Annotated in this window: 12 protein-coding genes; 8 read left to right on the top strand and 4 right to left on the bottom strand. The window is 43.2% G+C overall.

Going from position 1 to position 13,381, the window contains the following annotated elements; genetic code table 11:
* Nucleotides 1-8: 8 nt before the first annotated feature.
* The 3 genes from L1286_RS06580 to tsaA all read right to left on the bottom strand — a co-directional run bounded on the left by L1286_RS06580 (nucleotide 9) and on the right by tsaA (nucleotide 3,509).
* A complete protein-coding gene (locus L1286_RS06580; RefSeq protein WP_235406112.1) occupies nucleotides 9-809 on the bottom strand; it encodes a UDP-2,3-diacylglucosamine diphosphatase in 801 nt (266 codons plus the stop codon).
* A 152-nt stretch (nucleotides 810-961) separates the two neighbouring features.
* On the bottom strand, nucleotides 962-2,683 hold the full coding sequence (locus L1286_RS06575; RefSeq protein ID WP_235406111.1) for a proline--tRNA ligase: 1,722 nt from the start codon (nucleotides 2,681-2,683) through the stop codon (nucleotides 962-964).
* 94 nt (nucleotides 2,684-2,777) lie between these two features.
* On the bottom strand, nucleotides 2,778-3,509 hold the full coding sequence (gene tsaA, locus L1286_RS06570) for a tRNA (N6-threonylcarbamoyladenosine(37)-N6)-methyltransferase TrmO (protein WP_442961684.1): 732 nt from the start codon (nucleotides 3,507-3,509) through the stop codon (nucleotides 2,778-2,780).
* 178 nt (nucleotides 3,510-3,687) lie between these two features.
* On the opposite strand from tsaA, the gene L1286_RS06565 reads away from it, so the two are divergent.
* On the top strand, nucleotides 3,688-4,107 hold the full coding sequence (locus L1286_RS06565; RefSeq protein WP_235406110.1) for a hypothetical protein: 420 nt from the start codon (nucleotides 3,688-3,690) through the stop codon (nucleotides 4,105-4,107).
* Between the two features lie 304 nt (nucleotides 4,108-4,411).
* Nucleotides 4,412-4,918, top strand: a complete 507-nt coding sequence (locus L1286_RS06560; RefSeq protein ID WP_235406109.1) for a hypothetical protein — start codon at nucleotides 4,412-4,414, stop codon at nucleotides 4,916-4,918.
* Between the two features lie 32 nt (nucleotides 4,919-4,950).
* Here L1286_RS06560 and L1286_RS06555 read toward each other — a convergent pair whose 3' ends face one another.
* Complete coding sequence (locus L1286_RS06555; RefSeq protein ID WP_235406108.1) at nucleotides 4,951-5,673, bottom strand: spermidine synthase; 723 nt, start codon at nucleotides 5,671-5,673, stop codon at nucleotides 4,951-4,953.
* Nucleotides 5,674-5,869: 196 nt separating this feature from the next.
* Between L1286_RS06555 and L1286_RS06550 the strand changes: the two genes are divergently transcribed.
* The 6 genes from L1286_RS06550 to L1286_RS06525 all read left to right on the top strand — a co-directional run bounded on the left by L1286_RS06550 (nucleotide 5,870) and on the right by L1286_RS06525 (nucleotide 13,378).
* Nucleotides 5,870-6,625 carry a substrate-binding periplasmic protein gene (locus L1286_RS06550; protein WP_235406107.1) on the top strand — a complete coding sequence of 252 codons (756 nt, stop codon included), beginning with the start codon at nucleotides 5,870-5,872 and terminating at the stop codon, nucleotides 6,623-6,625.
* Between the two features lie 107 nt (nucleotides 6,626-6,732).
* Nucleotides 6,733-8,232, top strand: coding sequence for a PAS domain-containing sensor histidine kinase (locus L1286_RS06545; RefSeq protein WP_235406106.1), 1,500 nt, complete (start codon nucleotides 6,733-6,735; stop codon nucleotides 8,230-8,232).
* 3 nt (nucleotides 8,233-8,235) lie between these two features.
* Entirely contained in the window at nucleotides 8,236-8,697 is a 462-nt protein-coding gene (locus tag L1286_RS06540; RefSeq protein ID WP_235406105.1) for a response regulator, read from the top strand.
* Nucleotides 8,691-10,118: an ATP-binding protein gene (locus tag L1286_RS06535; RefSeq protein ID WP_235406104.1), complete on the top strand. Its 1,428-nt coding sequence runs from the start codon at nucleotides 8,691-8,693 to the stop codon at nucleotides 10,116-10,118. Before L1286_RS06540 ends, L1286_RS06535 begins: the two co-directional genes overlap by 7 nt.
* Before the next feature lie 187 nt (nucleotides 10,119-10,305).
* Nucleotides 10,306-10,962, top strand: coding sequence for an ABC transporter ATP-binding protein (locus L1286_RS06530; RefSeq protein ID WP_235406103.1), 657 nt, complete (start codon nucleotides 10,306-10,308; stop codon nucleotides 10,960-10,962).
* On the top strand, nucleotides 10,955-13,378 hold the full coding sequence (locus L1286_RS06525) for an ABC transporter permease (protein ID WP_235406102.1): 2,424 nt from the start codon (nucleotides 10,955-10,957) through the stop codon (nucleotides 13,376-13,378). Before L1286_RS06530 ends, L1286_RS06525 begins: the two co-directional genes overlap by 8 nt.
* Nucleotides 13,379-13,381 lie beyond the last annotated feature (3 nt).

Raw genomic sequence — 13,381 nt, 5'->3', positions numbered from 1 at the left:
AATCTAGATTACGCGGCTTTGGCGCCGTGTAATCCCTGCTTTTCGAGTTCCACAACATTGAGTACTTTCTTGACATCTGACCAGTGCAGCAACTCAATACGTCCTTGTTCGTTCTCCACAAGCGCCGTACAGTTTTCAATCCAGTCACCATCGTTACAATAGACAATACCGTCTGTGACATTAATTCTGGGTTGATGAATATGACCGCAGATAATGCCATCCATGCCTTGCTTTTTCGCTTCATGCACCGCTGCACGCTCGAAAGCGGCAATGGCTTCTCGGGCTTTATGAACGCGGTTTTTTAGCCATGATGCCAGTGACCAATAATGACCGCCGTACAATTTGCGTACACGATTTGTCCATCGATTTAAGAACAATAAAAAGTCGTAGGCCTGATCGCCAATAATACTAATGAGCTTGTTGTAACGCGTGGCAGAGTCGAAGTCGTCTCCATGAAGTAATAAAAAGCGTTTTCCTGCTGATGTGGTATGCACAAACGTATGATGCACTTCAACGTTAAACAACGTCATGTCAACGTAGTTTCTAAATGTCTCGTCATGGTTGCCTGGAATATAGATGACACGCGTACCTGACTCAGCCTTTTTCTGAATACACTCAAGAACTTGGTAGTGGCTTGGATGCCAATAAAATTGACGTTTTAAAGACCACAGGTCAACAATATCTCCAACAAGATATAAAGTATCGCAGCGGGTACAGTTTAAGAAGTCGAGTAGGAAATCGGCTTTACAATCTTTATAGCCAAGGTGTACATCTGAAATCCATATGCTGGGGTAGTAGGTTTGCTCCATTGTGTGTACTCTCAAGCGTAATAATGTCTACGTTAAAGGCACTAGATGACAAACTTTTATCAATATTGAGACGCTATGATGACATTTTAATCAATTTAGGCGTGGGGTATAAAAAAACGCGCCATGTGGCGCGTTTTTAAAAGAAGTGGGTGTTAGGCCATGAGTTTAGTGATTTCAGCAACGGCTGAATCAATGTCTAACATGGTTTTTTCACCTGTTCTGCGGTTCTTAAGTTCAACTTGGTTGTTATCAAGGTTACGTTCACCGATAACAAGTGTGAATGGAACACCGACTAATTCCATGTCATTGAACATAACACCTGGACGCTCTTTACGGTCATCGAACAGTACATCTAAACCAGCCGCTTTCAGATTAGCGTAGAACTTGTCCGCAATATCTGGAATGCGATGAGATTTGTGCATGTTCATTGGCACGATCGCAATGTCAAATGGTGCCAGTGCTTGAGGCCACTTGATACCGAATTTGTCGTGGTTTTGCTCAATGGCTGCCGCAACAATGCGAGATACACCAATACCGTAACAACCCATTGTCATTACTTGGTTCTTACCATTTTCACCTAATACGCCAGCATTCATTGCTTCCGAATACTTGCTACCAAGTTGGAAGATATGACCGACTTCAATACCACGTTTTATTTGTAGGGTACCTTGACCACACGGACTTGGATCGCCTTCAACCACGTTACGAATGTCAGCAACCGTATAGCCAGTTGCATCACGGTCCCAGTTTATACCACTGTAGTGAACACCGTCTTTGTTTGCACCAGCAACAAAATCAGACATGACCGCTGCGCTGTGGTCAACAATCACAGGGATATCAAGGCCAACCGGGCCCAATGAACCAGGCTTGGCGCCAATTGCAGCGACAATATCTTCTTCTTTTGCCATTTCAAGCGGTGCGCCAACGAGTGCGAGCTTTTCAGCTTTCAATTCGTTTAATTCGTGATCGCCACGCACGATAAGTGCGACAAGGCCACGTTCACCGTCTTCATTTTCAGGGCCATAAACGATCAGGGTTTTAACACCTTTATGTGCTTTAACACCATGCTGATCAGCAAGCTCAGCGATGGTTTTTGCATTTGGTGTGTCAAACGTATTTAAGTCTTTACTTGGTGCAGCACGCTCCGCCGCCGGCGCGATTGCTTCTGCTTTTTCGATGTTTGCAGCATAGTCACTTTCTGTGCTGAATGCGATAGCATCTTCACCTGACTCTGCAAGTACATGGAATTCATGAGATACGCTACCACCAATAGAGCCTGTGTCAGCGATTACTGGACGGTAATCCAAACCTAGGCGCTCAAAAATATTACAGTATGCTTGATGCATTACTTGGTATGTCTTTTCTAGACACGCGTCATCTAGATGAAAAGAGTAAGCATCCTTCATGGTGAATTCACGCGCACGCATTACCCCAAAGCGAGGACGAACTTCGTCACGTACTTTAGTTTGTACTTGATAAAGTGTCAGAGGCAATTGCTTGTAGCTGCTCACTTCTTTGCGCACAAAGTCGGTGATGACTTCTTCATGTGTCGGACCAAGCGCAAACGGACGGTTATGACGATCTGTAATTCTAAGTAGTTCGGGGCCAAACTGTTCCCAACGGCCTGATTCTTCCCACAGATCTGCTGGCTGAATGACGGGCATCAACATTTCGATTGCGCCAGCTTTTTCCATTTCCTCGCGTACAATAGTTTCTACTTTACGAAGTACTTTTAAACCTGACGGCAACCAAGTGTATAAACCTGAAGCGAGTTTGCGGATCATACCCGCACGTAGCATTAGCTGGTGGCTTACCACCTCGGCATCAGAAGGCGTCTCTTTAAGAGTCGCTAAAATATATTGACTGGTACGCATGCTTGTTCCGTTCAATGTTGTGTGTTTTTAATTAGGCACGTAGTTTAACAGTGCCTAAGGTGCTAAAAAAGAGTTATTTTCGCTGTGCGGATATTTAATCTTTTGCTTTGTTTGGGGTTTGCTGCTTTTCATGGGTTACTTCGATGACATGATTATGCGCATCTTCAACCTGCCAGCGAATATTGAACTCATAGAGGCTCATGCCATAACTTTGCGTTTGTTGTTTTTTCTTTTTATAGGCTGGTCTAGGGTCCTGTTTTAACACGTTGCTAATAAAGTTTTTTAACTCTGGGTACTGCGATTGTGTGTCAATAAAATCGCTCGCCTGTTCGCTAAATGAGACCGTCATTTCGGTTTCAGGACGTGTGTCGGCGAACCCGGCAGAAGCCCCTTCTAAAGCATCGGAGTAGGGAAGGTAGGGTTTGATATCGACAATCGGTGTGCCATCCAACAAATCAATACCAGATAGCAATAGCGCCAGTTGACCATGCTTGTACTCAACGCCTTCTAGTTTGACTGCACTCATACCGATGCCATTGGGTCTAAACGTGGCTCGTGTCGCAAAGACCCCTTTGCGTTCGTTTCCTCCCAACCTTGGTGGGCGTACCAGCGCGGAGTAGCCTTTGTCTGCGGTTTCATGAAACCTAAATAGGAGCCACAAATGTGTAAACTCTTCGATACCGCGCACGAACTCTTCTCGATTAAAGGCTTCGCAAAAAACCAATTTTGCGGTGGCCTCAGGAACCAGCCTTGGCTGCCTAGGAATGGCAAACTTTTGTTTGTATGGAGATTCGATATGACCGATAGCTTGAACTTCAAATTGCACGATAGCGGGCTCTACAGATTAAAAGTCGCATTGTATCTTTTTGTTTTGGGCACAACAAATCTAAATTTCACTGTTGGAAGTGTAATAGCTTGTAATGTACAAGTTTAAAATTACACGCATAATTATCCCAAAAAATAAAACGGATAAAGCGATGTTTTTTGCGCGATTTGGAAACCAAATGTTGACGAGTGACGATATGGAATTAATTGGAGACAGAGCACTTGGCTTCAAAAACAGCATTACCAATACAAAACAGCGAAAAGCTTTAAATGCGAGTTTACATCATTCTAGTCAAAACAATGATGAAATTGCCCTGTTTATGGAAATTGTTATCAGAGTGTGTAAAAAGTACGTCTGCAAAACAAGCCCCATTCGAAGCGCACTGATGTTGCAATTGCAAAGACAGAGAAAATCACTAATGCAGACCTTTAAAGGGGTTCAAGAAGGGACGGTAAGCCCCAGTAAATTAGATACCTTTTTACAAGCACATACAGAATCAATCACCGCCGTATTGCTTCCTGATTCGTTAGCCACGGCAAGTGATTTAAAACAATTAGTCCGTACGGTCTTATTCCAGATTGCCAGAGAGAGTGTGTAAAGACTGTTGATGCCTGACGTAGCAGGCCAACATCGTAATAAGGGGAAACTTTTAACAGCTGTGCATGTTAAAAGCACACGATAGAATCATTAAAAACAGCGGCCTATTTTTAAGACCATTGATGAGTGGTGGCCGTGATGATTTAACGAGAAGCCATGCGCACATGGGGTTAGTAATGTCACTATAACTCGCGTGGATGCCTACAACTTTGTCATGATTAATGAGGCAGACACTTGTCAATCTAATTTAAATAGCTAAGATCTTCCGCCTGACAGAGTAACTTTACCGCGAAGCAGAGCGTGACATGCCAAAATCCAAAACAAGCCAGTTAATTTACACGGTTGTATTAAACCGTTGGTTTCTGCTGTTTCCGTTAATTTTAATTTGTTTGCTCGTGACCAATATCACGGTTGAAGACTTGCGCTTTTTGTTTGGTCATATGGATGAACATGGTTATCAGAATGTCATTGACAACGAATCAACCATCACCATTTTATTGATTGGGTTTGGCGCGGTAATGGATGGTAGAAAGATTTTGTCAAAACGCGCTTGGGACAGTAAGCAAGACACGCGTCTAAAAGAACACACAATACTGAACGAAACCTCTGAATACTATGGCTTTATGCTTATCGTGATTGGTATCTCTATTGAGATTGTCGACCAATTGGCAAACTATTTACGCAACTTTCATCTCGAGCTTTTGGTATTTGAAGCTTGGTTTAGCATCGTTTTGAATATTGTTGCTGTGGGCGTTATGCTAAAAGCCACTTACAAGATTGCCGTGATAGAAAAGCACAATCATCAGCTGTAGTCTTTGAGAGGGCAGTACCAGCTTGATGAAGCTTATACATGTAACTCAAAGAGTGCTTGTGCGCGCCAAATTGGATCCAGTGGTTGATTATCGGTGCTGATAAGCCATACAAAATTGGCAAACTGCTCTGCTTTAAATCCGTAGATTGTGGTTCCTGAAAACACATCTATCAGTACCTTATGTAACGTTTCTAGGTGCACTTGGGTAGAAAGTACGGTATTGAGCACTATCCAACTGCTTTTAGTCACCCGTTTTTTTATGTCCTGATAGAAAGATGGTTCAAACATAAAGGTCACCGGCTCTGCTGAGTCAAAAACATCCACAAATATCAAATCAAAAGGTGCTGAGGTGGTGTCGCGTACAAATTGACGCGCATCCATACAATGGATGGTATGGTTATGTTGTTGCGGGTTAAAATGCGCTTCGTATAGCGCAATGACCGTTTTGTCATACTCCACAACTTCAATATTTAACGTTGGGTAATGTTCAGCAAGGTGTCTTAGGGTTCCGCCACCACCAAGACCAAGCTCTAACGCACGGGTTGGTGTTTTCATGACATGTAAAGGGAGTGTCATAAACAACATATGAGGAAACATCAACGCATCTGAATGCGAGAGGGACATCGCGCTTTGCACACAACCATCAATGCAAAGCCAGCGTAACTCATTGTTTTGATAAACTTCGTATAACTTACCTTGCTCATTCAGTTGTGTAATTTGCGATAATTGTTCATGTTGATCGATTGCTTTTGGCATACTAATTTCGGAACAGTGGTCAGACAGGGTATATTCTAGTAATTAATTTACTGTTTTGTAATCACTGCGTCTAATTAATAGTGATATGATATTAGTTTGATGTATAAAAATAAGAACTAAAGTAGTTATCTTTGGTATTGGTCTCTATAAGCAATCATTGTCACACTCGATGTGGCTGGGTGTGTGAAGTTACGTCATGAAGTATCCTATTTTAATTACATTGCTGGTTGGGGTGACATTGATTTTGAGTAGGTCTGTTGCTGCTCAAACAATTCGTTTTGTCGCTGAAGATTTACCGCCTTATCATTTTATCAACGAGGCAGGAAAACCAGATGGCGGTTTGGTAGAAATAGCGCGCGCGCTCCAAAAAGTGAGCGGTCTCGATGCCAAAATCGAAATTTTACCCATGGCACGAGCACACCATGAATTGCAAACCATGAATAATGTTGTGATGCTCGCGTGGTTAAAAACCCCATCTCGCGAACAGGGGTACAAGTTTTTGGGGACAATGTGTAAAATTTCCGCCTCGTTAATTGGTTTGAAAGAAAACAAGCTCAATTTGACGGATTTAGAGCATGCAAAACAATATCGGATCAGTACTATTCGAGGTTACTACAGCGAAGAATACTTGCGCAGCGCTGGTTTTTCTGAAGATCATGATCTGGTACTCGTGTCTCATTATGCAAGCCTCTGGCATTTGCTTTACAAAGGACGGACGGATCTTATTTTGACGAATACCCAAACCATACAAAGAGAATTAGATGCTCTGGGATTGGATTCAAGTCAATTAGAGTACAAGCTCACATTGGAAGACTTTCCATCGCAGTTGCACTTAGCGGCCAATCAAAACTTTCCAGATGAGGTCGCGAGAAAAATCAGTGCTGCTTTAGATACGCTCAAAGTGTCTGGTAGATACCAAGAAATCATACAAAAATGGCAAATGCCACACTAAATACCCGCTAAAATAGGAACTTATTTTTAGATTAATATCAAGCAACGATCCACTGCATTGACTACACTTGTCATTCAGGCTAACGGTTAGGACGCTCGTATATTAGAATGGAAATCGGTGACTTGCAGCTGCAAACGGTGATGGACAGTGTCAAAGACGGGTTTATCATAACCAACCAATGCGGTGAGATAATTAGCTTCAACCTATCTGCGACCAAGATTTTTGGCTATTCACAACAACAGGTTACTGGTCAAAACATCGCATCATTAATGTCATCAGAATACAGGCCGCTGTATTTTAAATATCTGCAAGGTATTCACATCCAGGACGATAAGCAACAGCCTACTCCGAGCTTGGAAGTGCTCGCAAAACATCAAGCAGGTTGCGTTTTTCCGGTTGAATTATCTGTGAGTGCACTGGAAGTGACCGGAAAAAAAGTTTTTTTAGCAACCGTGCGGGATATTTCTGAACGAAAAGAAGCTGACCAGTCTATCAAGTCTTATATCGAGCATATCGAAACCATTATGGATACGGTGTTAGATGGACTCATCACAATTGATATGAAAGGCTGTATCCACAGTTTTAATGCGGCTGCCGAAGCTATTTTTGGATATCGAGCTTGCGATGTTATTGGCAGAAACGTAAAGATGTTGATGCCAGAGCCGTATCAGTCCGAGCATGATATGTATCTAGACAACTACCACAAAACCGGAGATAAAAAAATTATTGGTATCGGTCGCGAGATCACTGGTAGGCGTCACAGTGGGCATCTATTTCCAATGGAGCTTGGTGTTAATGAAATGGTGGTACAGGGCAAAACCATGTTTGTGGGCACGGTGCGAGATATATCAGAACGAAAAGCTGCGGAAGCCGCGATTGACTCTTATATTCGAAAGCTTCAGATCAGCAATTCAGAACTAGATCAATTTGCGTATATCGCATCTCATGATTTAAAGGAACCGCTTCGAGGACTTGCCAACAATGCGTTATTCCTGGAGGAAGATCATGGTACTGCAATGGGAGATGAAGGGGTACGAAGAATCAAGCGGATACGATTTTTGTGTACTCGAATGGAAAAGCTGGTTGATAGCCTGCTGTATTATTCACGGTTAGGTCGCCAAGATCTGGCGGTAGAAAAAGTGGATTTAAATGCGCTCATTGATAATGTCATTGAATTAACATTGCCAGAAGAAACCGCTCAAAGTGTGCACTTATCTATCCCTAAGGCGTTGCCGAGTATTACGTGTGACAAGCCTAAAGTGTCTGAGTTGTTTCGGAACCTGATTTCTAATGCCGTGAAGTACAACAGGTCTGCCACCAAAGAAATTGAAATCGGCGTAAAGTCCAGTATCGAACCAATAAATAACACCTTAGAAACGCAGGTATTTTATGTGAAGGACAATGGGCAGGGGATAGACAGCAGATTTTTCGAAGATATTTTCCGAATATTTAAAAGATTAAATGAAGAGGATGACTCTGTTCGCGGTACTGGAGTTGGCCTCACTTTTGTGAAAAAAATTGTTGAACGCCATAATGGGCAGATTTGGGTTGAATCGGAACTTGACCGCGGTAGCTGCTTTAATTTTACTTTGAAGCTAGGAGACTGACGGATGGACAAAGACTTAGGTTTGCTTTTGCTAGTAGATGATAACCCTGATGACTTTGAAGCAATATTACGCAGTTTACGCAAAAGCCACTTTATGAATCCAATTCAATGGTGCCAGTCTGGACAAGATGCCAAAGACTTTTTATACAAAGAAGGCAAATATGAATCACAAGAGCACATAAAAAGGCCCGTGTTGGCTTTGGTCGATTTGAACATGCCGGGTTTGGATGGCAGGCAACTATTACGTGAATTAAAATCAGACCCAAAGATGTGCTCTATTCCTATCGTAGTGTTGACGACCTCAAGTGATCCTCAAGATGTTGAGTCATGTTATGCCTTGGGGGCATCGGCTTATATTCAAAAGCCGGTTGAGTTTGACGATTTAGCCATCGCATTTAAAAAGCTCAAAGATTTCTGGTTTGATGTCGCATTACTCCCAACAACGGATGGATATGACGAGTGTTAAAACTAAATTGTTTACTGATCGCCGATAACATCGAGCTAATTGAAGAGATCAGTCACGCTTTACTGGCGACCCGTATAAAACACACACTTTACTTGTCTTCAATGCCATCATCTGGCCTTGAGAAGGCAATGCAAATCAAGCCCGATTGCATCTTGATAAGTGAGCACTTTTTGACAGGAGACATTGCAAAGAAGCTATCCGAATATACCCCATTACTGTGTGTTGCACACTCGGACAATATTGAAACGCCATCCCGGCCTAATGATGACGGGCTGCCTCACGTTGCAATTAATCGCAATTTGACTCAGCGCCTGACTTCATTGCTGTCCGCAGACCATAAAGTAGAAAAAAATACAGCACCTAAATTTGTATTTAACGCCACTTTTTTAGATTTAGTCATTGAAAGTATACCAAACTATGTTTTTGTAAAAGATGCGGAATTTCGAATTGTGCGTGCTAATCAAGCATTTTTATCGCTTTACCCCGAAGCTGATAGAAACAAGGTAATTGGCTCTACAACCATAGAGGACTATGACCCCGTTGAAGCACAAGAATTCTTGGCCAAAGACCGAGAAGCATTCGCGTGTGGTTATAGCGAAACAGTCGAAAAAATTCAGTTTCCTAATGGCGATGTGCGAATTTTATATACACAAAAGAAGCGATTCACAGATGAACATGCAGAAAATTTTGTTTTGGGCATTTGTACTGATGTGACAGAACGAGAAGACCTCATTAAAAAACTGACGAGATCGAATCATGACTTGGAGCGATTTGCATACAGTGCATCGCATGATTTAAAGTCACCACTCAACGCGATTAAAAATCTTGTAGGTTGGATAGAGGAAGATTATTCTGAGGTATTACCTGAGGGGGCTGCGGAGAGTTTTCGATTAATTAAGAGTCGCAGTATTCGGATGTCGAGATTACTTGATGATCTGCTTGCTTACTCCAGAGTGCAGAAGCGACTTGAAGATGAGGAATGGACATTCGTCGATGAGGTTGTGGATTCAGCATTTGCTGTGATTGATAACACTGACAATTTTTCTGTTAAAATCAATGGCCCCAAATTACAGCTGCCTCGGGTTGCATTTCAAATTGTCGCGATGAATTTAATTGGCAATGCGATTAAGCATCATCATAAAAAGTGTGGCTCGATAGTGATTGAAATAAATTCGCTTACCAGTGGCCACCAAATTTCATTTATCGATGATGGACCCGGCATTCCTATCACATACAGCACCAAGATTTTTGAAATGTTTCAAACGCTCAAATCAAGGGATGTCGTTGAAGGAAGCGGAATGGGACTTGCGTTAGTGAAAAAGGTATTAGATTACTATGAAGGGCATATTACGTTGAATGAACGGCATCAAGGTGGCGCCCGGTTTGATGTATTTTGGCCTAAACGCACAAAATCCCAATAATCTCGAAAACCAAGTTTTAAGTGTACCTCACGCGCATTCAATCCCTTTAAAGGGACGTGTATGGGGGCTGTGATTGAAATCACCTCACAATGCGTTACATTTTATTATAATTTTCAGTCTCTATTCTCTGGATAACCTATTGTATTTTAGTGCACACTAGCCGCAATAGGTAACGCGAGAGACGGTGATGATTGAACTAAGGCAGGTGACTTTTTCCAGAACGGATGGGGCAACGCAAAGAAAAATAATTGATGACCTATCTATTGTGATTAATGAAGGCCAGCAGGTCGCGTTGGTCGGTGACAGCGGTTCTGGCAAAACCACATTATTAAATTTGCTCGCTGGATTACTGGTTCCAACTCATGGAGAAATTACAGTCAACGGGCAGCTTATCTCTCACTTCAATGACAATGAACTGGCCGTGTATCGCCGTTCAATCGGTGTGATTTTCCAGCATTACCAACTTTTAGAAGCGTTGAGCGTTGCAGATAACATCCGTTTTCAGGCCCGTTTAAATGACATTAAAGTTGACCATGCGCAATTAGAAACACTCGCTGAGCGTCTGGGAATAAAAGATAAATTGCGCGCTTTTCCTAACCAATTGAGCGGCGGTGAGCAACAGCGAGTTGGAATAGCCAGAGCTGTCATTAATCAGCCGAAAGTCATTTTGGCGGATGAACCAACCGGCAACTTAGACAGTGAAAGAAGTCAAGAAGTGGTCGATTTACTGCAAACCCTGTGTAGGGAGAGGCGTATTAATTTAGTGATGGTGACCCACAGTCAACGGCTTGCTGGGCAGTTTGAAACGCAGCTCAGGCTTAAAAACGGAAAGCTATATGACTGAGTTGCGGTTAATATTTTTTACTTATGGGCAGTTTTACATGCGCCATAAGGGGTTGTTGTTACTATTTATACTTGGCTTCAGCTTGGGCAGTTCCTTGATCAGTGCGATTTATGGACTGAATCTAGAAGCTTCACAGAGATATAGCCAAAGCAGTACTTTGCTTGCAAACCCTGTGACCCATTTTATTAAACCGCAATTGGGTGAAAAGCACATCCCTCACGCACTCTGGCAAGTCTTATCTCGTCAATCCAATTTGAAAATGGAGCCGGTCATTGAAGGGCGAGTACAGTTAGATGATGGCCGCTGGCTGAATATTCGTGGTGTTGACCTATTGAAATGGGTGCAATTTCAAGGAGGAGAGAAAGCCCCCCACGATCAACCTCTCACCTCCCAAAGTCAGCTGTTTGACACCGTGTTTTTAGATCCAAAAGTGATCACGCGTTTGGGTGCAAAAGAGGCTCCCCAGAGTTTGCTCATCAAGGGCACGCAGTATCAAATCCGGCCAATGGCAGGGCTCGGTTATCAGGCGCTCATGGATATTAGCTTGGCGGATACCTTGTTAAACGCCGAAGGGGCACTGAGTTTTATTGAGATTATAGATATGGATGAAAGCCATGCTAAGTTAATGACATCGGCCATTGCGCAAAAAGCGCGCTTGGAGCGTGCCTCCGATCAGACTTTTGATACACTTTCAGGTCCTTTCTTTTTCAACCTTCAAGCATTGGCTTTTTTAGGGTATATCGTGGGGGCTTTTTTAAGCTTCAATGCGATTAAACTGGCATTTGCTGCACGTAAAAGGCTACAGCGACAACTATATGTACTGGGTTGTCAGCAGCGCAAACTGACGCAAGCAGTCATTATCGAATTACTGTGTTTGGGTCTCATCTCTGCTTACTTAGGCGCATTGCTGGGCGTATCTTTGGCGAATCTGCTGGTTACGGATGTCGGGCGTGTACTGCGCAGTTTCTATCAGTTGGATCGAAGCCTCATTGTTGGCCTAGATTATTCTATGGTGCTATTGGGGTTTGCGCTGAACACGCTGGTGTTAATTTGTTTTTTAGGCTCACAAAAAACCATTTCAGAGCGTTATAAAAAGGTGGCTGCATTAGGTGTGTTTGTTTCAAGTGTGGTGGGGGCAGTGGTGTTATGGCAGTACGCAGACAGTAAATTCATGGCTCTGATGTTGTGTGCTTGTGTGTTAATGGCATTTTTTGTCCTGACCCCCCATCTTCTTAAGCGCGCATTTAGTAGTCGGTGGCCTACGAAATCCCCATTACTGTTATGGATAAAAGCGGATAGCCAATCCCAAATCAATGAGCTCCTCAGTGCCGTTTTAGCGACCTTGATGGCAATGGGGGCGGCCATCGGCATGCAGGTCATGGTACATAGTTTTAGCACGGCACTAGACAGCCACTTACAAAAGCGCCTCAGTGCAGATTTATACGTTCGGCCATCGGTGGTTTCTGATCAAATGGGGATCGATCTAGAGGCCTTAGGGTGGTTCGACAAAGTGGGCGTGTATTGGCAGGCGCCGGCACAGATAAATACACAGACCAAACGTGTAGATGTAAAATTAATCAGCTTTGGGGACAATGCGAATTACCATAGTCACATCACCTTACTTGGGCGAGAACCGATAGGATCTCAACATATTGCCGGGGCAACGGAAACACAATTGGCCCGCTGCGTAGTGAATGAACCTGGGTGGCGCATCAATGGCATAAACATAGGAGATACTGTTGAGTTGCGCCAAGGCGAGATGCAAGTAAAGTGCCAAGTCAGTGGGGTATATTACGACTATGGTGAACAAAGTACGGCGTTATTGGTGACAACCTCAACAATACACCATGCAAAGCTCGCCTATGAGGCGTTCGGGTTTTCATTAACCTTGAAATCAGGCCAAGACATTGATGAGGTCACTGAGCAATTGAAGCAAACCTATGGCCTTGAAAGTAGTCAGATTAGTGTGAATAAGACCTTCAAAGCATTTGCCAAGCAGTTGTTTGAGAACACATTCAAAGTCACACATGCGCTCAACCTATTCATTATGTTGATTGCATTGTTTGGTATTTGGGTGAGCTTTTTAACGTTAGGCCGCCAGCAGCTACAACCTATGGCTGTGCTTCAAACATTAGGGGTGACCAGAGCGCAGCTATTTTGGAGCAAGTTATTACAAGCGTGTGTCATTTTACTGGTGACCACGGTGTTAGCAATACCTTTGGGTATTTTATTGGGCTGGGTACTTTTAGCCTATGTCATGCCAATCGCGTTTGGTTGGAGCATGGCATTGGTACTGAATTGGCCTGATATTTTGCGCTTTTGTTTGGTTGTTTTGCTACTGGCTCTGATTGCCAGTGCAGTGCCTTTGGTTAAATTGGTCCGACGCAACGTCGCGGACAGTGTTGCAAGCTTGTAGAGG

This window comes from Pseudoalteromonas sp. SMS1, assembly GCF_021530565.1.
In the GTDB taxonomy this organism is placed as follows: Bacteria; Pseudomonadota; Gammaproteobacteria; order Enterobacterales; family Alteromonadaceae; genus Pseudoalteromonas.
Note: the sequence above shows the minus strand (reverse complement) of the source record. Positions and strands in the feature narration are given on the sequence as shown.

What these genes read in the sequence shown, in the direction of transcription:
- L1286_RS06545 (WP_235406106.1), top strand. Translation starts at nt 6,733, where the DNA reads ATGGAAATCGGTGACTTGCAGCTGCAAACGGTGATGGACAGTGTCAAA.
- L1286_RS06580 (WP_235406112.1), bottom strand. Translation starts at nt 809, where the DNA reads ATGGAGCAAACCTACTACCCCAGCATATGGATTTCAGATGTACACCTT.
- L1286_RS06530 (WP_235406103.1), top strand. Translation starts at nt 10,306, where the DNA reads ATGATTGAACTAAGGCAGGTGACTTTTTCCAGAACGGATGGGGCAACG.
- L1286_RS06575 (WP_235406111.1), bottom strand. Translation starts at nt 2,683, where the DNA reads ATGCGTACCAGTCAATATATTTTAGCGACTCTTAAAGAGACGCCTTCT.
- L1286_RS06540 (WP_235406105.1), top strand. Translation starts at nt 8,236, where the DNA reads ATGGACAAAGACTTAGGTTTGCTTTTGCTAGTAGATGATAACCCTGAT.
- L1286_RS06560 (WP_235406109.1), top strand. Translation starts at nt 4,412, where the DNA reads ATGCCAAAATCCAAAACAAGCCAGTTAATTTACACGGTTGTATTAAAC.
- L1286_RS06525 (WP_235406102.1), top strand. Translation starts at nt 10,955, where the DNA reads ATGACTGAGTTGCGGTTAATATTTTTTACTTATGGGCAGTTTTACATG.
- L1286_RS06550 (WP_235406107.1), top strand. Translation starts at nt 5,870, where the DNA reads ATGAAGTATCCTATTTTAATTACATTGCTGGTTGGGGTGACATTGATT.
- L1286_RS06555 (WP_235406108.1), bottom strand. Translation starts at nt 5,673, where the DNA reads ATGCCAAAAGCAATCGATCAACATGAACAATTATCGCAAATTACACAA.
- L1286_RS06565 (WP_235406110.1), top strand. Translation starts at nt 3,688, where the DNA reads ATGTTGACGAGTGACGATATGGAATTAATTGGAGACAGAGCACTTGGC.